Source organism: Micromonospora sp. NPDC049274 (assembly GCF_040678875.1).
GTDB lineage: Bacteria > Actinomycetota > Actinomycetes > Mycobacteriales > Micromonosporaceae > Micromonospora.
The window spans coordinates 185,639-207,142 of record NZ_JBFAQS010000007.1; the positions used below are offsets into that span (position 1 = coordinate 185,639).

General features: G+C 71.9%; 18 protein-coding genes. 11 read left to right on the forward strand and 7 right to left on the reverse strand.

Annotated features, from left to right (window positions below):
* Positions 1-131: 131 nt before the first annotated feature.
* Complete coding sequence (locus tag AB0K10_RS15860) at positions 132-1,586, forward strand: alkaline phosphatase PhoX (RefSeq protein WP_363683953.1); 1,455 nt, start codon at positions 132-134, stop codon at positions 1,584-1,586.
* Positions 1,587-1,668: 82 nt separating this feature from the next.
* Positions 1,669-2,025 (forward strand): DNA polymerase ligase N-terminal domain-containing protein, encoded by a 357-nt coding sequence (locus AB0K10_RS15865; RefSeq protein WP_363683955.1) that lies wholly within the window; start codon positions 1,669-1,671, stop codon positions 2,023-2,025.
* Positions 2,026-2,095: 70 nt separating this feature from the next.
* Here the strand turns inward: AB0K10_RS15865 and AB0K10_RS15870 are convergent, their stop codons facing one another.
* Positions 2,096-3,844 carry an RICIN domain-containing protein gene (locus AB0K10_RS15870; protein ID WP_363684257.1) on the reverse strand — a complete coding sequence of 583 codons (1,749 nt, stop codon included), beginning with the start codon at positions 3,842-3,844 and terminating at the stop codon, positions 2,096-2,098.
* Between the two features lie 434 nt (positions 3,845-4,278).
* Between AB0K10_RS15870 and lanKC the strand changes: the two genes are divergently transcribed.
* The 4 genes from lanKC to AB0K10_RS15890 all read left to right on the forward strand — a co-directional run bounded on the left by lanKC (position 4,279) and on the right by AB0K10_RS15890 (position 10,626).
* Positions 4,279-6,930 carry a class III lanthionine synthetase LanKC gene (gene lanKC / locus AB0K10_RS15875; protein ID WP_363683957.1) on the forward strand — a complete coding sequence of 884 codons (2,652 nt, stop codon included), beginning with the start codon at positions 4,279-4,281 and terminating at the stop codon, positions 6,928-6,930.
* 5 nt (positions 6,931-6,935) lie between these two features.
* Positions 6,936-7,055: a SapB/AmfS family lanthipeptide gene (locus AB0K10_RS15880; RefSeq protein ID WP_013734295.1), complete on the forward strand. Its 120-nt coding sequence runs from the start codon at positions 6,936-6,938 to the stop codon at positions 7,053-7,055.
* Positions 7,056-7,123: 68 nt separating this feature from the next.
* Positions 7,124-8,851 carry an ABC transporter ATP-binding protein gene (locus AB0K10_RS15885; protein WP_363683959.1) on the forward strand — a complete coding sequence of 576 codons (1,728 nt, stop codon included), beginning with the start codon at positions 7,124-7,126 and terminating at the stop codon, positions 8,849-8,851.
* A complete protein-coding gene (locus tag AB0K10_RS15890) occupies positions 8,848-10,626 on the forward strand; it encodes an ABC transporter ATP-binding protein (RefSeq protein WP_363683961.1) in 1,779 nt (592 codons plus the stop codon). The genes AB0K10_RS15885 and AB0K10_RS15890 overlap by 4 nt, the downstream gene beginning before the upstream one ends.
* Before the next feature lie 27 nt (positions 10,627-10,653).
* Here AB0K10_RS15890 and AB0K10_RS15895 read toward each other — a convergent pair whose 3' ends face one another.
* The 3 genes from AB0K10_RS15895 to AB0K10_RS15905 form a co-directional block, all read right to left on the reverse strand.
* A complete protein-coding gene (locus AB0K10_RS15895) occupies positions 10,654-11,238 on the reverse strand; it encodes a response regulator transcription factor (RefSeq protein WP_363683963.1) in 585 nt (194 codons plus the stop codon).
* A gap of 124 nt (positions 11,239-11,362) precedes the next feature.
* Positions 11,363-11,968, reverse strand: coding sequence for a response regulator transcription factor (locus AB0K10_RS15900; RefSeq protein ID WP_363683965.1), 606 nt, complete (start codon positions 11,966-11,968; stop codon positions 11,363-11,365).
* A gap of 202 nt (positions 11,969-12,170) precedes the next feature.
* Positions 12,171-12,692, reverse strand: coding sequence for a hypothetical protein (locus AB0K10_RS15905; RefSeq protein WP_363683967.1), 522 nt, complete (start codon positions 12,690-12,692; stop codon positions 12,171-12,173).
* Between the two features lie 360 nt (positions 12,693-13,052).
* On the opposite strand from AB0K10_RS15905, the gene AB0K10_RS15910 reads away from it, so the two are divergent.
* The 4 genes from AB0K10_RS15910 to AB0K10_RS15925 all read left to right on the forward strand — a co-directional run bounded on the left by AB0K10_RS15910 (position 13,053) and on the right by AB0K10_RS15925 (position 15,981).
* Positions 13,053-13,538, forward strand: coding sequence for a hypothetical protein (locus AB0K10_RS15910; protein ID WP_363683969.1), 486 nt, complete (start codon positions 13,053-13,055; stop codon positions 13,536-13,538).
* A 10-nt stretch (positions 13,539-13,548) separates the two neighbouring features.
* Entirely contained in the window at positions 13,549-13,983 is a 435-nt protein-coding gene (locus tag AB0K10_RS15915; protein ID WP_363683971.1) for a glutaredoxin domain-containing protein, read from the forward strand.
* 135 nt (positions 13,984-14,118) lie between these two features.
* Positions 14,119-14,505, forward strand: coding sequence for a DUF302 domain-containing protein (locus AB0K10_RS15920; RefSeq protein ID WP_363683973.1), 387 nt, complete (start codon positions 14,119-14,121; stop codon positions 14,503-14,505).
* Between the two features lie 78 nt (positions 14,506-14,583).
* Positions 14,584-15,981 carry an acyl-CoA synthetase gene (locus tag AB0K10_RS15925; protein WP_363683975.1) on the forward strand — a complete coding sequence of 466 codons (1,398 nt, stop codon included), beginning with the start codon at positions 14,584-14,586 and terminating at the stop codon, positions 15,979-15,981.
* Between the two features lie 61 nt (positions 15,982-16,042).
* On the opposite strand, the gene AB0K10_RS15930 is transcribed toward AB0K10_RS15925, so the two are convergent.
* On the reverse strand, positions 16,043-16,681 hold the full coding sequence (locus tag AB0K10_RS15930; RefSeq protein ID WP_363683977.1) for a TetR family transcriptional regulator: 639 nt from the start codon (positions 16,679-16,681) through the stop codon (positions 16,043-16,045).
* Between the two features lie 41 nt (positions 16,682-16,722).
* Positions 16,723-18,282, reverse strand: a complete 1,560-nt coding sequence (locus AB0K10_RS15935; RefSeq protein ID WP_363683979.1) for an MFS transporter — start codon at positions 18,280-18,282, stop codon at positions 16,723-16,725.
* 245 nt (positions 18,283-18,527) lie between these two features.
* On the opposite strand from AB0K10_RS15935, the gene AB0K10_RS15940 reads away from it, so the two are divergent.
* The gene (locus AB0K10_RS15940; RefSeq protein WP_363683981.1) at positions 18,528-20,108 is read left to right on the forward strand and encodes a hypothetical protein; all 1,581 of its coding nucleotides are present in this window, start codon (positions 18,528-18,530) and stop codon (positions 20,106-20,108) included.
* Between the two features lie 178 nt (positions 20,109-20,286).
* Here the strand turns inward: AB0K10_RS15940 and AB0K10_RS15945 are convergent, their stop codons facing one another.
* Positions 20,287-21,372, reverse strand: a complete 1,086-nt coding sequence (locus tag AB0K10_RS15945) for a hypothetical protein (RefSeq protein WP_363683983.1) — start codon at positions 21,370-21,372, stop codon at positions 20,287-20,289.
* Positions 21,373-21,504 lie beyond the last annotated feature (132 nt).

The following is a 21,504-nucleotide window of genomic DNA, read 5'->3' on the forward strand; positions in this document are numbered from 1 at the left end:
CGGGCACCGGTGGCGCGACCCTGATTCTTCACTTCGATGTCACCGTGCGACCCCCGAGGTGATGTGTCGGTGTCCGTCGGCGGGAGTTGGCTGTCGGCCGTCGCACTTGCCTTGACCAGGAGCTGATCCGCGTGCCTTCCTCCCGTCGTACCTTCCTCGCCGGCGGTGCCGCCGCCGGTGTGGGCCTCGCCGTCGCCGGTGGCCTGCCGTCCCTGGCGCAGGCCAGCCCCGCTCGGCCGCATCCGCCGGTGCAGGGTGGTCACGTGCCCTTCCCGCCGCTCGTGGACGACCCCAAGGGGATCCTGGCCCTGCCCGAGGGTTTCAGCTACACCGTGGTCACGCGCACCGGTGTCACCCGACTCGACCGCGATCAGGGGACCACGCCGTCGGACCACGACGGCATGGCGGTCTACGACGCCGGCCACGGCCGCTACACCCTCATCCAGAACCACGAGATCGACCCGGGCGCCGAGTTCGGCGTACCGCACGTCAAGGGCACGGTCTACGACGCGGGCGCCGTCGACGCCGGCGGTTGCACCGTGATCAGGACGGACCGCGCGGGTCGCAACCTGGGCGAGTTCGTCGCGCTCTCCGGCACCATCTCCAACTGCGCCGGCGGGCCGACCCCCTGGAGGACCTGGCTGAGCTGCGAAGAGGCCGAGGAGCGGGCCGGCGACGCGTGGGAGGAGGGCGGCCGCACCGGCGTCTTCCAGAAGGACCACGGGTACGTCTTCGAGGTCTGGGCCGACGGCAGCGCCGACCCTCGGCCGATCAAGTGCCTGGGCCGCTACTCCCACGAGGCCGTGGCGGTCGACAAGGACCGGACCCACGTCTACCTCTCCGAGGACGCGGACGAGCCCAACGGTCTCTTCTACCGCTGGACCGCCCCGTCCGGGGTCAAGCTGGGCCCCGGCGTGCTGACGCGCCTCGCGCCGAACGCCGGTGTCCTCGCCGCGATGCAGATCATCATGGACGACGGCTCGGTGCTGCCGGACGTCGCCTACCTGACCTCCGCCCAGCTGGGCCGCCCCTTCCCGGTGCGGTGGATCGAGGTGCCGGACCGCGACGCGCGGACCACGTCCGTCCGCGAGCAGTTCACCGCCGGCCAGGTCACCCGGGGCCGCAAGTTCGAGGGCGTGTGGGCCACCGACGAGGGCGTGTACGTGGTCAACTCGTACGCCTGGGACGACGGTGACCTGCCGGCCGACGCCGCGCCGCACGACGGCATGGTCTGGTTCTACAACTTCCGGACGCAGACCATCCAGCTGGTGACGTACTTCCCGCACCAGAAGGCCTCCGAGGAGGGCGCGCCGGTCAGGTACACCGACCTCACCTTCGACGGCCCCGACAACGTGACAGTCACCCCGTGGGGCAGCCTGGTGCTCGCCGAGGACGGCACCGGCGCCTCCCACGTGCTCAGCACGATCCCGGGCGGGCCAACGTACCCGATCGCCCGCAACCAGCTCAACGACTCGGAGTTCTGCGGGCCGACCTTCACGGCCGACGGCAAGGTGCTCTTCGTCAACATGCAGGACCCCGGCCTCACCCTGGCCATCACCGGCCCGTGGGAGAAGTACCTGGGCTGAGGGCGCGCCACACCGACCGGTGGGGATCGGGAGACGGGCCTGATTCCCACCGGACCGGCGGCCGGGCCGGAGATCGCCGACAATGGCAAGGGTGGACCCGGCCTTCGTCCTGCACCACCACCGCAAACCACGACCGCACTTCGACCTGCGGCTCGAGGAGAACGGGGTGCTGCGCTCGTGGGCCGTTCCCCGTGGCCTGCCGGACAGCCCTCGCGACAACCGGCTCGCGATCGAGGTGCCGGATCACCACCTCGATCACCTCACCTACACCGACGCCGACAAGTCGATAGCCGACATCGGCACCTGGGAGGAGCACGACCGCACCGAGCGGCGCATGCTGTTCACGCTGCACGGGCGTACCGGTCACCGGCGTTACGCGCTCATCCGCACCGGCGAGGGGTGGCTGCTGCACCTGACGAAGGAGCAGCCGTCGGGCTGAGGCCCGCCCGCTGTGGCGTGGCGACGGCTCCGGGCCGGCCGGGTGGGGTCGGCCCGGAGCCGTGCAATGGTCAGCCGACCTGCACCAGGCGCCAGTTGTTGCGGGTGCTGCCGTTGTCGGTGTACTGGACGGCCTGCGTGCCCCAGGTGCTGGAGCCGTTGAGGATGGCGAGCACCTTGCCGCTGTTGACGTTGCGGATGCGGTAGGAGCCGTCGCTGTTGGCCACCAGGGTCCAGCGGTGGTCGGCGGTGCCGTTGTCGCTCCACTGCAGGACACGGGCGTTGTCGGCTGTCGACATGTTCTCGACGCCGAGAACCTTGCCACTGTTGGCGTTGCGGAACCGGAACGCGCTGCCGTCGGTGACCCGGACCCAGTTGTGGTCGGCGGTGCCGGTGTCGCCCCACACCACGGCCAGCCCGCCATCGGCGGTGGACATGTTCTGTACGCCGAGGACCACGCCGGTGTCGACGTTCACCAGCTTGTAGGTGTCCCCGGTGGGGGTGCTGCCGCCGCCGCTCACGTTGGCCACGAAGGTCATCACGCTCCGCGCGGGAAGTGTGACGGTGAGGGAGCCGTTCGACATGGTGAGCGCACCCTGGGGCGCGACGGTCCTGCTCCCGTCGGTCAGCCAGTTCGAGACGCTGCCGGACGCGGTGGAGTTCGACAGGGTGAACTGCTGGCTCACCGACGAGGTGTTCTTGTTGACGGCGACGACCACGACGGTGTCCCCGCCCCGGTAGGCCGAGACGTAGACGTTCGACGCCGGGTTCGCCGTCGCGTCGATCCGTACGTACCCGGGGCGGACGAACCGGGAGAAGTGCGCCATCATGGCCCCGCGCTTGCTGATCTGTCCGTCCTCCCGCATGGGCCCGTAGCTGCGCCGGAGGTACCACCAGACGTACGCCTGGAACTCGGCGTCCACCATGGCGTGGTGGATGTGCTCGCCCACGTCGAGGGCCTCCGGCCAGGCGTCGCCGGAGTTGGTGTTGCTGTTCGGGTAGTAGACCTCCGTCATCCAGAGTTCCTTGCCCGCGCCCTTCTGCTTGAACAGGGGGTAGGGGAAGTTCGAGTACGACGTGCCGTAGAGGTGCGCCCCGATGATGTCCACGTTGGCGAGGGCCGTGGAGTCGTTGAGGATCGGGTCCGACATGGACTTCACGTACTGGAAGGACTCGGGAGCGATGACCCTGGTGCTGATCGAGCCGGCGTTCTCCCGCAGGAACCGGACCATCTCCGTGGACGTCCACCACGTCCACTCCGACGCGTAGTCGGGTTCGTTCTGCACCGAGATGGCGTACAGGTTCACCCCGTTGTTGCGCAGGTGGGTGGTGAAGCTGTTCAGGTGCTGGGCGTAGGCGCCGTACGAGCTGTACCGGAGGCGTTTCGCGTTCGTCTGACCGCCGCGGGTGAAGGTCTCGATCATGCTGGCCGGGGGGTTCCACGGCGACGCGAAGACGGTCACCCCGAGCTCGGCCGCGCGCTGCGCCGTCGCCAGGTCGGCGCTCCAGTCCGCCTGGTTCTCGTTGACGGGGATCCGCAGCAGGCTGAACCCCAGTCGGCCCTCGCCGGTGCCGAACGCCGTCTCGCGCTGGGCGGCGGTGAGGTCGCCGATCCAGGCGGCGTGGGCCATCGCACCGAAGCCGCGGATCGTCTGCCGCTGCGCCGACAGGTTGATGCTCGCCGCCGCGGCCGAGGCTTCCGTGGCCCCCGCGACAGTCGCGACAGTCGCGAGAGGCACGGCACCCATCGTCGTCAGGATGGTTCTCCGGCTCACCAGTCGTCGCTCGCCGCGTACCGGCTCGTTCTGCTCGTTCGTCATGGTCTCGTCCTCCTGGGTGGTGGTGGTACGCGCCGTCGCGGTCCCATTGGCCCGGTCGGCACTGGCGTGTCGCGTCGCCACTGAGAGTGACGGTGGCTCCGGTGGTGCTTAGCCGTTTGGTTTCGATCGAGTGACGCGACTGTTAACGCTAACAATGACGGGAGTCTAAGTTCCGCCCGTCGCGGGGGTCAAGGACAAGCAGTTCGGTGAGCGGGTGAACGCTGTGCGTAACTGGACGGGGTGGAGAAGTCCAAGGTCAGGCGGCTTGTCGAGTCGTCACCGCGGCAGAGCGGTCGGCGGTCTCCTCGGAGTGCCGGGCCGCTCGGCGGCACCCCACACCTGGTCGAGGTGACCCTGACTTATGTCATGGGCCGCCGATGCGCCCCGCATTGCAGTCGGTGACTTAGCGCACTGGAGCCCACCCCACTCCGTCGATGAGACTCGATTCAACGCCGGAACAACGGCCGGCCGAGTTCGAGAGGGGCAGGACGGTGGACGAACGCTACGACAGCTACTGCGCCGCGGACCGGCTGTTCTACGACTCGCTCGGCAGCGCCGTCGCACAGCCCGTCTTTCCGGCCGCCGACCGGCCGATCCCGACCGGCTGGCGGCGTGAGCCGCTCGACGACTGGCTGATCTACGCGCCGGACGGCGGTTCGCTTCCGCAGCAGGGCTGGAAGATCCACGTTTCGGCGGGCCTGGCGAACGCCGAGCGGGTGCTGGACGCCGTCTGGAACTACTGCGTCCCCCGCGGCCTGTCCTTCAAGTTCCTCCGTGGGCCCCGCACGCTGCTGCTGCGCAACTCCAAGTACGCCGCGCGGGCCGCCAGCGGCAAGTTCATCACGGTCTACCCCAGTGACGACGCGGAGCTGGAGCTGGTCTGCAAGGAGCTCGACGAACTGCTCACCGGCGAAACCGGCCCGTACATCCTCAGTGACCTCCGCTACGGCGACGGCCCGGTCCACGTGCGCTACGGGGGCTTCGCCGCTCGCTACTGCCACTCGCCCGACGGCCAGGTGGTGCCGGCGATCGAGGACGACTCCGGCACGCTGGTGCCGGACCGCCGCGAGCCCGTCTTCCACGTACCAGCCTGGGTCACCCTGCCCGACTTCCTCGGCCCGCACGTGGCCGCCCGCAGCGGAACCAGCACCGATCAGGTGCCGTACCGGATCGAGCGGGTGATCCACTTCTCCAACGGCGGTGGGCTCTACGTAGGCCGGGATCTGCGGACCGACACCGAGGTGGTGCTGAAGGAGGCTCGGCCGCACGCCGGCCTGGACGCCGACGGCACCGACGCCGTCGCCCGGCTGGCCCGCGAGGCCGACGCCCTGCGGCAACTCGCCGACCTGCCGCAGGTGCCGCGAGTGCACGACGAGTTCACCCTCGGCGAGCACCGTTTCCTCGCGCTCGAGTTCATCGAGGGCCGGCCCCTGAACAAGGTGCTCGTCGACAGGTATCCGCTCATCGACGCCGACGCGACGGACGACGACCGGGAGGCGTACGCCCGCTGGGCCCGGCAGACCTACGAGCAGGTCGAGTCCGTCGTCGCGGCGATCCACGAGCGCGGTCTGGTCTACGGGGACCTGCACCTGTTCAACATCATGATCCGGCCGGACGACCGCGTCGCCCTTGTCGACTTCGAGGTGGCCGCGCCGATCACCGGGCACCGCCGACCCGGGCTGCGGAACCAGGGCTTCGCGGCACCGAGGGACCGGAGCGGCCCGGCCGTCGACAGGTACGCCCTGGCGTGCCTGCGGTTGGCGCTGTTCCTGCCCCTGACCCAGCTGGTCCGGCTCGCCCCGGCGAAGGTGGCCCACCTGGCCGACATCATCGCCGCGAACTTCCCGGTGCCGAGGTCCTTCCTCGACCCGGCGGTCGAGGAGATCACCGGTGCCGTCCCGATCGCGGACCCGGCAGGGGCCTACGCCACCGATGACTGGCCGACCACGCGGGACCGACTGACCACGGCGATCCTGGCGAGCGCCACCCCCGATCGCGACGACAGGCTCTTCCCCGGTGACATCGAGCAGTTCCGCAGCGGCGGTCTCAACCTCGCCCACGGGGCGGCGGGTGTGCTGTACGCGCTCGACAGGAGCGGCGGCGGGCGGTGGCCCGACCACGAGGACTGGCTGGTGCGGCGGGCGACAGCGCCTGCGTCCGGCACCCGTTGCGGCTTCTATGACGGGCTGCACGGCGTCGCGTACGCCCTGGATCATCTCGGACGCCGGCAGGACGCGCTGGACGTGCTGGACATCTGCCTGCGGGAACCACTGGACGGGCTCGACCACAGCCTGGCGAGCGGCCTGTCCGGGATCGCGCTCAACCTGGCCGAGCTGGCCGCGCGGACCGGGGAGACGTCGTTGCGCGACGCCGCGTGGCGGACCGCCGAACGGGTGATCGGTCAACTCGCCGACGACCCGGGTCCGGATGTCAGCGGCGGACGTAACCCGTACGCCGGACTGCTGCGCGGCCGGACCGGCCCGGCGTTGATGTTGCTGCGGCTCTACGAGCTCAGCGGTGACGACGAACTGCTGGGACACGCCGCCACGGCGCTGCGCCAGGATCTGCGCCGGTGCGTGCTGCGCCCGGACGGCGCCCTGGAGGTCAACGAGGGCTGGCGGACCATGCCGTACCTGGCGCACGGCAGCGTGGGTATCGGGCTGGTGCTCGACCAGTACCTGCGCCACCGCGCCGACGACCGCTTCGCCGAGGCGAGCGCGGGGATCCGACGCGCGGCACGGTCACCGTTCTACGCGCAGTCCGGGCTCTTCGCCGGCCGGGCCGGCATCATCGCCTACCTCGCCGCCTCGACCGACGAGGCCGACCGCCGGGAACTCCGCGCGCAGCGGGACCGGCTGGCCTGGCACGCGCTGCCGTACCGCGACGGAACCGCCTTCCCCGGCGAGCAGTTGCTGCGGCTCTCCATGGACTTCGGCACCGGCACCGCCGGCGTGCTCTACGCGCTGGCCTGCGCGCAGCACGACCAGCCGCCGGTGCTGCCCTTCCTCGCGCCCCTACCGGGCGCGCAGAGACTCCCTCGCGACAGCGGGGGCGAAGTGATCGGCGAACGGATGGAAGGGAGGTGAACGACATGGCGCTTCTGGACCTCCAGGGCCTGGAGATGGCTCCGGCCGACCGCACGGGCGGTGGTAGCCGGGCGAGCCTGCTGCTCTGCGGCGACAGCTCGCTCTCCGTCACGACCTGCAACTGATCCGCCGTACACGCCCTGGGTGGGTAGACGTGCCCACCCAGGGCAGCGGCGTACCCAGGGGAGGACCCATGCCGACGTTCGCCACGGGGGACCGGCTGCTGCGGCGGACGGCCCGGGCCGGCGGCGGCTGGACCGGTGGACTCGCCGCCGTCGCGCTGCTCGGCGCGGCCGCCGAACTGGTGCTACCCGCGACCCTCGGCCGCGCCGTGGACGCCGCCCTCACCGGCGGCGCCGCCTGGTGGGCGGTGTTCGCCGGTGGCCTGGTGGTCGTCCTCATCGGCGTCGACACCCTCACGGACCTGACCAGCGGGTACGGGGCGGCACGCGCCACCGCCGGACTGCGCCGGCACCTGCTGCGTCACCTGTTCGCGCTCGACGTTCGCGTCACCCGCCGGTACCCGGTCGGTGACCTCGTCGGCCGTTTGGTCGGCCAGGCCGCCGACGCCGGCCAGGCCGGCAACGCCGTGGTCCTGGCCGTCGTGGCGGTGCTCCCGCCACTCGGCAGCGTCATCGCGCTGGCCATCATGGAGCCGGTCCTGGGGATCACCCTGCTCGCCGGCCTCTGCCTGCTCGCCGTCCTCATGCGCGCCTTCGTTGTCGACGCCTCAGCCGTGACCGCCGGATACCAACGGGTGCTCGGCGCCATCGCCGGTCGACTGCTGGAGTCGCTGGGCGGTGCCCGGACCATCGCGGCCGCCGCCACCACCCGCAGCGAGGAGGACCGGGTGCTGGCGGACCTGCCGGAGCTGGGTCGGCACGGCGCGCGCGGTTGGGACCTGCTGGCCCGGGCGAGCGCGCGCACCTCCGCCGTGGCGCCGCTACTGCACCTGAGCGTCGTCGCGGTCGGCGGGTACGCCCTGACCGCGGGCTGGCTCACGCCGGGCCAACTGGTCGCCGCGGTCCGGTACGCGGCCATGGGCGCCGGGCTCGGCGCGGTGCTCGCCACCCTGAACCACCTGGTACGCAGCCGTGCGGGAGCGGCCCGCGTCGCCGAGCTGCTGCACCAACCCGTCGCGCCGGCGGGCGACCGGCCCCTTCCACCCGGCGGCGGTGCCCTGCGCCTGCGTGACGTACGCGTGTACGCCGACGACGGCCGACCCATCCTGGACGGCATCGACCTGGACGTGCCGGCCGGCGCGACAGTGGCGGTCGTCGGCGCGTCCGGTGCCGGCAAGTCGACCCTGGCCGCCGTGGCGGGACGGCTGCACGACCCCGACGGCGGTGAGGTGCGACTCGACGGTGTGCCGCTGCGCGACCTCGACGGCTCGGCGCTGCGCCGAGCCGTCGGCTACGCCTTCGACCAGCCGGTGCTGATCGGCGCCACCGTGCACGACGCGATCGGCTTGGCGCTGCCGGTCGACTCGGCGACGCCGCCGGCCGGTCCGGACCCGGCCACGCCTGCCGTCCGACGCGCAGCCCACCTGGCGGCGGTCGCCGACGTGATCGACCGCCTGCCCGACGGCTACCGCACCCCGCTGGTGGACACACCGCTCTCCGGCGGCGAGACGCAGCGCCTCGGCCTGGCTCGGGCGTTCGCCGCCGAGCGGCTGCTGATCCTGGACGACGCCACATCCAGTCTGGACACCGCTACCGAGCACCGGATCACCGAGGCGGTCCTCGGACGCGGCGGCGAGCGTACCCGACTGGTGGTCACCCATCGGAGCGCGGCGGCCGCGGCGGCCGACCTCGTCGCCTGGCTGGACGGTGGTCGGCTGCGCGGCCTGGCGCCGCACCGGCGACTCTGGGCCGACCCGGAGTACCGTGCCGTCTTCCAGCCGGCCGGCGGCGGGTCGTGAGCCGTCTAAGCGTACGGCGGGTCACCTGGCGGGCGCTGCGGGCCCGCCGGCGCGACCTCGCCCGGCTCTGCGGCTGGTCGCTCGTCGAGTCGTTGCCCGCACTGCTCGCCGGCCTCCTGGTCGCCCGCGCCGTCGACGAGGGATTTCTGGCCGGACGTCTCCTCACCGGCCTGGCGTGGTTGGCGGTCCTCGCCGTCGCCGTAATGGTCGGCGCGGCGGCGACCGGCCGGACGTACCGGAGCCTGGGTGCCGTGGTCGAGCCGTTCCGCGACGAGGTGGCCGCCCAGGTGGTCCGGGGTGCGCTGCGCGACGCCACCCGAGCGGGCGGTCGCCCGGACGGCGCAGCGGTGACCCGGCTGACCCACCAGATGGAGATCGTCCGCGACACCTTCGCCGGCCTGCTGATGGTGACCCGCGGTTTTCTCTTCTCCGCCGGCGCGGCCCTGCTCGGCCTTCTCGCCCTGGCGCCGGTGGTGGCGGCGCTGGCCGCCGCGCCGCTGCTCGCCGGCCTGGTCGTGTTCCTCGCCGCGCTGCCGTCGATGGTCGGGCACCAACGCGCGTACGTCCGGGCCGGTGAGCAGCTCGGCCAGTCGGCGTCGACCGCGCTGGCCGGTCACCGCGACGTGGTCGCCTGCGGCGCGCAGGCACGGGTCACGTCCGAGGTGGAGCGGCGAGTGTCGGCGCAGGCCGTCGCCGAACGTACCCTCGCGCGGATGGCGGTGATCCGCAGCCTCAGCCTCGGCATCGGCGGCTGGTTGCCGCTGGTCGTGCTGCTCTCGGCAGCTCCGTGGCTTGTCGAACGCGGATTGACGGCGGGCGCGGTGCTGGGTGCGCTGATCTACGTCTCCACCGGCCTGCAACCGGCCCTGCACACGCTGGTGCAGGGCCTCGGCGGCGGTGGGCTGCGGTACGTGGTCACCCTGGAGAACATCCTGCGGGCCGGTTCGGCGCCCGACGGACCCCACCTGCCCACTCCCGCCAGCCGGCCAGCGCCCGTCCGCCCGCCGACCGGTCCGGCCGGCCGCGCACCGGCCGTCGAGGTTCGCCGACTGACCTTCGGGTACGGCCCGCGCGCCCGGCCCGTGCTGGAGGACTTCTCGCTGACGCTTGCCGACGGGGAGCACCTCGCCCTGGTGGGCCCGAGCGGCGTGGGCAAGTCCACGCTCGCCGCCCTGCTGGCCGGTCTGGTGCCGCCGCAGGTCGGCACGGTCCACCTGGTCGGCGTCACGGTGGCCGACGTCGCGCCGGCAGACCTGGCCCGGATGCGGGTGCTGGTGCCGCAGGAGGCGTACGTCTTCACCGGCAGCCTCGCCGACAATCTCCGCTACCTGCGGCCGGACGCCGACGCCGACCGGCTGGAGGCTGCCCTCGACGCGCTCGGCGCGCGTTCCCTGGCGACCCGCCTGGGCGGTCTGGACGCGCCTGTCGCGCCGGCTCTGCTGTCCGCCGGGGAACGGCAGCTCGTCGCGGCGGTCCGGGCCTGGCTGGCACCCGCACCGCTGGTGCTCCTCGACGAGGCGACCGGTCACCTGGACCCGGCGCTGGAAGCGACGGTCGAGAGTGCCTTCGCCCGGCGACCCGGCAGCCTCGTGGTAATCGCGCACCGGATCAGTTCCGCGCTGCGGGCCGATCGGGTGCTGGTCCTGGGCGGCGACGAGCCCATGGTGGGAACGCACGAGCAGCTGATGGCCCGCTCGGCCACCTACCGGGAGCTCGTCGGCTGCTGGGACGATCCGGTGGCGCGGCCCCGGACGGCGGCGGCACGGCGGGGCTGAACTCCCCCGCCCGAGCCGACGCCGCCATCAGATCCAGCCCGCCTCGCCTGCCATCCGCACCGCCTCCACCCGGGTGCGCGCACCCACCTTGCGAGTGATTCGACCGAGATGGTTGCGGACGGTGCCCCGGCTGAGCCCGAGCGACGCGGCCACCTCCGCGACCGGCGCCCCCGCCGCGGTCAGCGTCAACACCTCCGTCTCGCGACTGGTCAGCGGCCCGTCCGAGCGCAGCGCCGCCACGATGAGATCCGCGTCGAGCACCGGCTCGCGGCGGGCGAGCCGGCGAATCCCCTCGATGACCCGCTGGGGGGCCGCGTCGCGGCGCAGGATGCCGACCGTCCGGGTCGGGCAGAGCATGCCCCGCAGGCGCCGTGCCCGGTGGGGGTGGGCCAGCACCAGGACGGGGCACCGGCCGAGGCGGCTCGGGTCGACTCCCTCGACGACGTCGAGGTCGGCCACCACCACATCGGGGCGTTGGGCGCGGACGGCCGCGGAGACCGCGTCGCCGCGATCCACCTCCGCCACGACATGGATGTCGTCCTCGGCCGCGAGGACGAGCGACAGCGCGCCCAGTACCAGGGCACCGTCCAGGGCGAGCAGGGTACGGATCACGATGAACCTTCCCGCACTCCGATGAATGGCGATCACACAACGTCAATATTCAAACACGCATCCACGGGGTCCGCACGGTGACGGGGGCGGGCCCGGACACCTCTGCAGGCCCCGCCCCCGCCGGCTACAACCAGCCGTTACTTCGCGCGCGCCACACCGCTTCCAGACGGTTGCGAGCTCCCGTCTTGCGCAGGATCACCGACAGGTGGTTGCGCACCGTCCCGTGTGCCAGAAAGAGGCGGGCCGCGATCTCCTTCAGGGGCAGACCCTCGGCAGCCATCCGCAGCACGTCTATCTCCCGCGCTGTCAACGGGACCTCCGGAGGGCTCAGCACCGCCACCGCGGCGGCCGGGTCGATCGCCCGTTCGCCGGCGGCGAGCGCGCGGATCGCCCGCACCAGCTCCACCAGGGAGCTGTCCTTTCCGACCAGCCCGCGTGCACCGGCCGCCAGCGCGGCCTCCACCAGGGCAGGACTCCACCGAGGGCTCATGGCCAGCACGGCCGCGTGCGGCGCCTCGTCGCTGATCCGGGCGACCACCTCCACCGGGTCGGGCGACTCCGGTGTCAGCGCCAGCACCACCACCTGGGGTCTGCACCTGCGGACCACCGTCAACAACTCGCCGACACCCTCGACGTCGGCGACCACCTTCATGTCCTCCTCACCTGACAGCGCGGCGCAGAGCGCACCGCGAAGTAAACCCATGTCCTCGGCGACGACAACGTGGATCACCACGTTTCTCCGATCTCAGGTACGCGTCACACCGGCCACCGAACCCGGAACGTCCACGGGCTGCTCAGGCGATCGTGCGCGACGGACGGACAGGCATGGGCCCGCGGCACACCGTCATGGCAGACGGGCACGGGCACTGATCGACCAGGCCAGCGGACGGAGCCGATTGTGTCGGCCGACCACCCGGGGCGGTCGATCCGCCTCAGCCCGGGCGGGCGATCGCGGACGGAGCGCGGCTCTCGACGAGGAGTGGCACGAGTGCGCAGGGGACCCCGGTGCCGAGGGGGGACTGCCGGTCGACCGGCCGGATCAGACCGGGGACTGGCGTCGATCCGTTGTCGACGCTGGCGGCATCCTCGTCGACAGGCGCGACGGGTCGGACGGGATGGTCGGCGGCCACCGCCAACGGGGCGGAGCGCACGGCCGCGTGTCCCGTCGAGGCCGCGGAACGCGCGGGGCCGGCGACGAACATCGGCAGCGGCGCGGCCGCAGACGGGGCCGCCGTGGGGCGTACCGCCCCGCACGCGGCGCGGACGGGTGGCGGCGCCGATGATGTCGGCACGGCCGCCGCCGGTGGCGAGCCGGTCACCGGAACGTCGACCGTTCCGGGCGCTCGGGGAGCAGCCAGCGGAGGTGCGGCCGGCGGGATCACCGCCCGGAGAGCGGGCGGGAGAAGAGCGTCGGTGACACGGACGAGCGCGATGATGGTCGACTGGATCGGCACCGCGCGCACGATGTCGACGACGTGCGCCAGTGGGGCGGTGATCAGGCCCGCCGCGAGAGAACCGGCCGGTACGGGCAGCGCGGGTGTGTCGGCCGTGGAGGGGACCGGCCGCGGTTCCGGGCCGGCGGCCGGCCGCGACGGGCGCCCACGGCGAGCGGGACGATGAGTCACGGGTACCGGTGAGGCGGGCCGGAGCTGTGTGCGTTCGGCGGTGCCGGACGGAACGGTGGCGCCGACCCGAGGCAGCGGCACGGACCCGCGCGATGCGTTCGTCGACCGACGAGGCACCGCCGGGGGCGTCAGGTCACGGGGCGCGACGACGCTGCCGATGGCCCCTGCCAGCGGGGCACGAAGCCGGTCATGGCGGGTTCTGTCGGCCCGTACGACACGCGGGCGCGCACCCTCGGAACGCTCGGCGACCGTGAGCCGCGCGATCGGCTCGACCAGAGCGCGGAGCTGCCGATGAGGCTCGTCGCCGGGGTGGCTGTGTATCCCGTCGGCGGCGGCCGGCTCCTGAAAGAGGGCGGCCAGCAGGAAACCGGCACCGACGGCAGCCGCGATCAGCACCACTCGCCGGGCGAGCCTGCGCAGTCGGCCGGCCACGAGCGGAGCCGATCGGTCTGGCGCAGACATCGTCGCGGTTCCGTTGACGGGACTTCGCACGCCGACACGACCCCCCTTCCCTCTGGATTGCTGACCCATAGTAGCCATGCACTCACGCATTCGCATCTGGTGATACGTGTGAGTCGTCAACCGGACTCGGCACCGCGTCCGCGCGATCTCGGCGGCGCGATCCGGGGTTCCGGGCGGGTAGGGGAGAACGCGTCTCCGCTCGTCCGGCGGTAGTGTCCCCGACGTGGCGCGGCGATGGACCCTGGCGATCGTGACGGCGACCTGCGGCGTGGTGGTCCTGGTGGCCCAGCTGCGGGCCGGGTTACCCGTGGTCGGCGGCGTCGAGTTCCTGATTTTCCTGGTGCTGGCGCTGTTGCTGTCGCCGTGGGCCTTTCCCCGCTCGGTGGGCGCGGCCATGGCGCAACGGGCCAGCGCGGCGGACGGGCAGCCGATCGTGTACTGGCGCCCCGGCTGTCGCTACTGCCTTCACCTCCGGTTCTCGCTTGGCCGGCTCGCCCGGCGGGCGCACTGGGTGGACATCTGGCACGATCCGGCGGGTGCCGCCGCCGTGCGGGCGATAACCGGCGGCAACGAGACCGTGCCCACCGTCGTGCTCGGCGGTCAGGCCGTGGTGAACCCCGATCGGGCCTGGCTCCGCGAGCGACTCCGCCCGTCCTGACACGCGCGCGCATCGGGGGTCGGGCGCCACGCCTGTCGCGAACCAGGGGCTGTTTGCCGCAATCCTCCCCGGGCCGCCTCGGTTGCCGGCACGATGAGATGGATTCGCTGATGCCACGGTGAGCGGGGGTCGGGCGTGAACGACGGGTTGGTCACCAGGCGGAGCGCCCGCGATGTCGGCGAGACGGTCGCGGCGCTGCGGGCCGAGGCGGAACGCGCGGGCGCGGCGGTGGCGGCGGTGGTCGACCACGCGGCGGCCGCTCGCAAGGTCGGGCTGAGCATGCCGGACACGCAGGTCGTCATCTTCGGGAACCCGCAGGCGGGCACCCCGCTCATGCAGGCCCATCCGGAGATCGCCATCGACCTGCCGATGCGAATAATGGTGCGCGACGATGGCCAGCCCGGCTCGCTGGTCACCTGGCAGGACCCGGCGTACCTCGCCGAGCGGTACGGACTGGGCGAGGACCAGCTCGCACCCCTGAAGGCCCCGGCCACCATCGCCTCCGCGCTGGACGGCGGCTGAGCGACGTACGCCCGCAGGAGGTCGCTCGGGCACGCACGCACAGTTCTGTACGTGTCACATCCGGCGTAGCCTCGGCCCATGCGCCTGCTCGCCGGTCTCGCCAGTTCCACCCCTACCGTCGGCGACCTGGTCCGGGTCGGTCCGGTGGCGATGTCCGCCGAGCGTCTGCTGGGATGCGCCGCCGCAGTGGCGGACGACCTGCACGGCGAACCGGTCGTCGCCGTGCACGCCGCCGCCACCGCCGAGACCGTGGTGGGGGTGGTCGGCGCGCTGCTGAGCGGGGCTGCCGTCGTCCCCGTGCCGCCCGACTCGGGGCCTCGGGAGAGGGAGCACATCCTGCGCGATTCCGGGGCGACGCTGCTGCTCGGCGGCACGGGAGACGAGCCGGCGCAGGTCGCGGTCCGTCGGGTCGACCTGGGGCGCGTCTCGGACACCCGACACCCGGAGCCGACTCCCGAACGAACCGCCCTGATCATGTACACGAGCGGCACCACGGGGGCGCCCAAGGGTGCGGTCCTGTCGCACCGTGCCGTGGAGGCCGGCATCGACGCGCTCGCCGACGCCTGGGCCTGGACCCCCGACGACCTTTTGGTGCACGGTCTTCCCCTGTTCCACGTCCACGGTCTCGTGCTCGGCGTGCTCGGCGCACTGCGGGTGGGTTGCCGACTGCACCACACCGGACGACCAACCCCGCAGGCGTACGCCGAGGCCGGCGGCACCCTCTACTTCGGGGTGCCGACCGTCTGGTCGCGGATCTGCGCCCAGCCCGCGGCCGCCGCGCGCCTCAGTTCGGCGCGGCTGCTGGTCTCCGGCAGCGCCGCGTTGCCCGCGCCGTCGTTCGAGCGGATGCGTCAGCTCACCGGTCACCGGCCGGTCGAGCGCTACGGCATGACCGAGACCCTGATCACGCTGAGCAACCGGGCCGACGACCCGTCCCGCCGGCCCGGCATGGTCGGCACTCCGGTGCCGGGGGCGGAGACGCGGGTCGTCGACGACGACGGACACCCGGTACCCGCCGACGGTACGGCCATCGGGGAGCTGTGGGTTCGAGGGCCGATGCTGTTCGACGGCTACCTGGGCAAACCCGACGTCACCGCCCGACTGCTCGACGGGGACGGGTGGTTCCGTACCGGTGATATCGCGAGCGTGTCAGCCGACGGCGCGCACCGACTTGTCGGTCGCCGGTCGACCGACCTGATCAAGAGCGGTGGTTACCGGATCGGCGCGGGTGAGGTCGAGGACGCGCTGCTGGCCCACCCGGGCGTTCGTGAGGCTGCGGTCGTCGGTACGCCCGACGACGACCTCGGCCAGGAAGTGACCGCCTTCGTCGTCGCTGACCAGGTCACCGCGGCCGAGCTCGTCGACTTCGTGGCGCGGACGCTGTCCGTCCACAAACGGCCTCGGCAGATCAGGTTCCTCGACACGCTGCCCCGCAACGCGATGGGCAAGGTGCAGAAGCACCTGCTCGCCGGCTGACCACTGTGGCGCGCGGCTCGGCCCCGGCGCCTGTCGTCCTCGTGAAGCCGGTCGGCGCCGGTCAGTCGGAGGGCCTGTCGGCCGGCTCGTCGTACGTCAACTCGGCGCGCAGCGCGTCGAAGGCCTCGTCGATGAGGTGGCGCAGGTCGTCGGCGCCGTTGCTCTCCGCCCAGTACCGGATGGCCTCCGTGACGGCCGCCAGGGCCGCCGCGACCACGACCCGCAGGTGCAGCTCGCCGCGGGATCCGCCGGCGGTGGGCGCCAGGGCCGCGATGAGCAGCCGCTGGTCGGCGTCGCGCCGCTGCCCGGTGCCGGCTCGCAGCGCGGGCGTCCGGTAGACCAGCCGCATCCGGGCCAGCAGCACGTCGCGTTCGCTGTCGTAGAGCTGGTTGAGCCCGTGCGTGAGGGCGTGCCTAATCTTGTCGATGGCGGGCTCTTCGGCCGGACGCTCGGCGATCAGGTCGGCGATCATCGGGTCGTAGTCGTCCTCGAGCGCCGCGTCCTCCTTGGTGGGGAAGTAGCGGAAGAACGTCATGTGGGAGACGCCGGAGGCGGCGGCGATCTCCTCGACCGTGGTGGCGTCGAAACCCTTCTCCAGAAAGAGCCGCATGGCGTTCTGCTGAAGCAGCCGTCGGGTGCGCTCGCGTTTCGCGCGCCGCCAGTCGGTTCCCGCGGCCCGGGACGTGTCAGTACCGCTCACAGGGGGCTCATTCTGCGGATTCATCGGGATACCGTGGCAGCCTAACGTCTGCTCCGCGCGGTGGTACGCGCCGGGGATTCGTCGTCATCGTGCGGTGTCACGGCCGTGAGCGGTTCGCGTGTCGGCAGGAAGGCCAGGCAGAGCGCGGCGCCGACCACGGCGAGGCCGAAGCAGCACCACATGACCATCGACATCCCATCGACGTACGCCAGGTGGGCGGAGCGCAACAGCGCGGAACCGGACGGTCCGAGCCTGTCCGCGACGGCGGCCGCGCCGAACACCGACTCCTTCGCCGCGCCGGCCGCGTCGGACGGGAGACCGCCGAGCGCCGGAGCGAGGTCCTTCCGGTAGACGCCGGACAGCACGCTGCCCAGCGCGGCCACCGCCACCGCGCTACCGACCTGGCGCAGCGTGTTCACCACCGCCGAGCCGCTGCCCGCGTCGTCGTCGCCGACCGAGCCGACAGCCGCCTCCAGGGAGGTGGCCATCACGGCGCCGACGCCGAACCCGCAGCCGGCCAGGCCGACCGCCAGCCACACGTACTCGCTGGCTTCGTCGACCCGTGTCAGCAGGAGCAGCCCGGCGCCCAGCACCACCAGGCCGGTGATCACGATGACCTTCCCGCCGAACCTACGGTCCAGGCTGGTGGCCAGGGCGCCGGACACCAGGAGGCCAGCCATCATCGGGATGATCCGCAGGCCGGTGCCGAGCGGGTCGAAGCCCCGCACCGCCTGCAGGTAGAGCGGGACCACGAAGATGACACCGGCGAGCGCGAAGGCGACGATCATGATCGCGACGGTGTTCCAGGTGAACTGCGGCATGCGGAACAGTCGGAACGTCATCAACGGGTGGGTGACGTGCCGTTCCCAGGCCACGAACAGCGCGATCGCTGTCACCGCGCCGATCAGCAGGGCGATGGTCAGGCAATCCGTCCAGCCCGATTCGGGGCCGCGGATGACGCCGTACACCAGAGCGACAGTGGCGACGACGGCCAGGATGCTGCCGACGACGTCCAGCGGGCGCGGCGTCTCGCTGCGCGACTCGTCGATCAGCAGCAGCCCGGCCACGAACGCGATCGCGAGGATCGGAACGTTGATCCAGAAGACCGAACTCCACGAGTAGCGCTCGAGCAGGACGCCGCCGAGGATCGGCCCGAACGGCATCCCGGCGCCGACCGCGGCCGTGAACACGGCCATGGCCCGGGTGCGTTCCCGGCCGGAGAAGGTCGTGATGACAAGCGCCGGGGTCAACGGCAGGATGATCGCCGACCCGACACCCAGCACGGCGCGGGCCGCGATCAACTGGCCCGCCGTCTCCGACAGCGCGGCGGCGAACGAGGCGACGAAGAACAGTCCGAGCCCTGCCAGCATGACCTTCTTGCGGCCGATACGGTCGGCGATCGCGCCGGAGGGCAGCATCGCGCCGGCGATCGCCAGCGAGTACGCGTCGACGATCCACTGCAGGTCGGAGGTGCTGGCGCCCAGCGAGCTCGAGATGCTGGGCAGGGCCACGTTCAGGACGGTGAAGTCGAGACTCAGCACCAGTACGGCAAGGCAGACGGCGACAAGCATCCACCAGCGGCGATCAACGCGCGTGCCCATCGTCGGGATCCCTTCGAGTTAGCCACTAACATGTTAGACGCTAACGCAGGGGCGTGTCCGAGGCAACAGTGCTGACGACGCTGGGCGATGTGCGGCAGCTCTGCACCGAATGTAGGACTTCTTCGCATAAGACCGGTTAATGCGAGTTCTGTTCGACTACGTTCCCCGTGGGAGCGACAACCGATTTGTCGCCGTCTGCACCGACTGTGACGTGCAGAGACATGGTGTACGGAGAAGGGGCAGGTATGTCCAACCATCGACACCCGAACGACAACGACACAGCGGCAGATCAACCTCGTCCGCCGAGGAAGCGTCGGGCCCGCTGGCTCGTCGCCGGGGTGGCCGGCCTGACCGGGGTCGCCGGCCTGGCCGCCGTCGCGGCGCCGGCAGGGGTGACCGCAGCATTCGCCACGGGCGGCGGCAGCCTGCTGAACGTCGGAGAGCAGGTCCTCACCGGGAGCAGCCGGGCGGCGGACGACGACAAGGCGGGGCACGGCTCCGGCGGTCGCGACGACAAGGACCACAGGGGCGACGACAAGTGGAGCGGTGCGGGTGGCGACGCCTGGGACGTACCCTGCGGCGCCAACGAGTTGATCGCGGCGCTCGTCCGCGCGAACGCCGGCCACGGGGCGAAGCTCAAGCTCGCCGAGCGGTGCACCTACACGCTCAACGCGTCGGCGCCGCAGCCACCGGTGCCCCACGGTCCCATCGGCCTGCCGATCATCACTCAGCCCGTCACGATCGACGGGAGGGGATCCACGATCGTCCGCGGGGCCACCGCCACGCCGTTCCGGATCCTTGAGGTGGGCGCCGGCGGAGACCTGAAGCTGCGCGACGTCACCATCAAGGGCGGCGAGGACACGAGTGGGATCGGCGGCGGTGGAGGCGGCATCCGGATCGACATCGGCGGCCGGGCCACCCTCGAGAACATCGACGTGATCTTCAACCACACCAACGGCTTGGGCGGCGGGATCGCCAACTTCGGGAACACCAGCATCCTCGGCCGGAGCGACCACGGCGCGGACAAGGGCCGGGACGGCAAGGGCCGGGACGGCAAGGACGGCGACAAGCACGGGGACGACGAGAGCAGGATCAGCGACAACGGTTCCCAGATTGACGGCGGGGGCGTCTACAACAACGGCAACCTCACCGTGCGGAACACCAGGCTCAGCGACAACAGCACGGTCGGGATCTTCAACGTCCTGCCCATCGGTGGCACGGGCGGTGGCCTGTCGAACTCCAGCGTCGCGGTGCTCGAGGACGTCCGCGTCCACCACAACACCGCCGGCTTCCGGGGTGGTGGCATCCGCAGCGGCATCAACGCCACCACCACGGCCCGGAACATCGAGGTCACCGAGAACGCGACAGGCAGCGAGGGCGGCGGAATCTTCAGCGACGGCGTCTTCCACCTGGAGCACAGCAAGATCAGCCGCAACAACGCCGGCCAACGCGGCGGCGGGATCTTCAACCAGATCGGTCAATTCGTGGCCGAGGACGTCCAGATCAGTGAGAACGCCGCCAGCACGAACAGCAGCATAGAGAACGGCGGCGGCGTCTACGTCGGCAGCGGCGTCGTCGTCCTGCGGCACACCCAGGTCAACCGCAACAAGGCGTTCGGCACGAACTCGCATGCCGGCGGCATCTACAACCGGGGCACCGTCACCCTGACCGAATCCAGGGTCACGGAGAACATCTCCGTGCTGGCGCCGGGCGGGATCTTCAACGACGGCGGCCAGGCCACCGTGGACGAGAAGTCGGTCGTCAGCGGCAACCGGCCCACCAACTGCACGCCCAGCGCACCACCCGTCACCAACTGCTTCGGCTGACCGGCTCCTCGGCCAGCTTGCCGAGCGGACCAGCGCGACCGACAGCGGTACGGGGACATCCGGTCCCGCTCCGGCTCGATCACCAGATCGGACCGTTGCGGGACCGGATGCGCGGTTCAGAGCGGCTTCTTCCTGCCGGCGGCGACCGGGAGCGGCCACCGCCGGCACGGTCGTCGCGTCAGAGCCGCGAGGTGAAGGTGGCCAGGAAGCGGTGCGGGGTGACCACCCCGGCGTTGTCGAAGCAGATCACGTCGACGTCGGCGTTCGTGGCGTACGTCCACGGTTGGGTGAGGTGGCAGTAGTTGCTGCCGACGCCCTGCGCCACCACCTGGACGTGGGTCTCCTTGAGCCCGATCTGCGGGAAGGTCGCCAGGTAGCGGCCGGCCGGCGCCAGCGGTGCCACGGTGTTGGCACCGACGCCGAGCACCGAGTTGTCGTTTGTCGGCCCGCCGACGGCGGTGCCCAGGTAGCCGAAGCGCGACGGCGGCGCGAGGGAGCCGATCACCGGCCGGCGGCGGTGGTACGACAGGGCGAAGTCGGTGTTGACGAACGCGCCGGCCTGGTCGTAGCAGAAGACGTAGACCTGCACATCGCTGCCCACCGCGGTCCAGGAGTAGACCTTGCACCGGCGGGGACCGGCGTTCGGCTGTACGGCGGTGACCTGCACGTCGCCGGCGAGCACCCCACCGAGCCCCACGCCGGGCAGCCGCACCAGGTACTGCCCGACCCCCAGTGGCCCGGCCGTGTTCACCACGCCCGTCGAGTTGTACGACTGCACCACCGCGCCGCCGCCCCACTGGACATACGCGTGGGAGGTGCCTGCCGGCAGTACGCCGGAGCTGGTCGTCCAGAGCACCGTGAACGGGGTGTCGTCGCGCGTGCCGCCGGGCTTGTGACACTGCACGTCGACGATCTCGTCGGCGCCGGACTGGAACCAGCGGACCACCTCACAGTAGTGACCGGTCCGGTTCACCGGCGTCACGTGTGGCACGCCCCGTGAGGCGGCGCCCACCTGTGGAAAGCGGACCTGGAACCGGCCGGGCGCGAGCTTGACGCCGGTGGCCCAGGCGGCCGGGAACGCTGTCTTCCAACTGCCCCACTGTCGGCTGGTGTCCAGCACGGTCCAGACCGGCACCGTGGGGTCCTGCACGTACGCGAACCCCCAGCGGTCGGCGGTGGCCGCGGCGGCCGGCGTCGGCGGTGCGAGTGCGCCGGCGGCCAGGACGGCGGCCAGCGCGGCGGTGACGAACGATCGGAGACGCATCTGTTCCTCCAGTCGACAGGGACGTGTCGGCAAGGAGTGTGCGCCTGGTGACCGGTTGGTCACAGTCGGCTGCGCCGCGTGCGGGTGTCGGGTGTCGGCCACCCGCAGGTGACAACGGACGGCCCCCTCGCC

Bases quoted from the DNA above. Each gene is read 5' to 3' on its own strand.
- AB0K10_RS15865 (WP_363683955.1), top strand. From the start codon at position 1,669: ATGGCAAGGGTGGACCCGGCCTTCGTCCTGCACCACCACCGCAAACCA.
- AB0K10_RS15870 (WP_363684257.1), bottom strand. From the start codon at position 3,844: ATGACGAACGAGCAGAACGAGCCGGTACGCGGCGAGCGACGACTGGTG.
- lanKC (WP_363683957.1), top strand. From the start codon at position 4,279: ATGAGACTCGATTCAACGCCGGAACAACGGCCGGCCGAGTTCGAGAGG.
- AB0K10_RS15880 (WP_013734295.1), top strand. From the start codon at position 6,936: ATGGCGCTTCTGGACCTCCAGGGCCTGGAGATGGCTCCGGCCGACCGC.
- AB0K10_RS15885 (WP_363683959.1), top strand. From the start codon at position 7,124: ATGCCGACGTTCGCCACGGGGGACCGGCTGCTGCGGCGGACGGCCCGG.
- AB0K10_RS15910 (WP_363683969.1), top strand. From the start codon at position 13,053: ATGGCGGGTTCTGTCGGCCCGTACGACACGCGGGCGCGCACCCTCGGA.
- AB0K10_RS15925 (WP_363683975.1), top strand. From the start codon at position 14,584: ATGCGCCTGCTCGCCGGTCTCGCCAGTTCCACCCCTACCGTCGGCGAC.
- AB0K10_RS15935 (WP_363683979.1), bottom strand. From the start codon at position 18,282: ATGGGCACGCGCGTTGATCGCCGCTGGTGGATGCTTGTCGCCGTCTGC.
- AB0K10_RS15940 (WP_363683981.1), top strand. From the start codon at position 18,528: ATGTCCAACCATCGACACCCGAACGACAACGACACAGCGGCAGATCAA.
- AB0K10_RS15945 (WP_363683983.1), bottom strand. From the start codon at position 21,372: ATGCGTCTCCGATCGTTCGTCACCGCCGCGCTGGCCGCCGTCCTGGCC.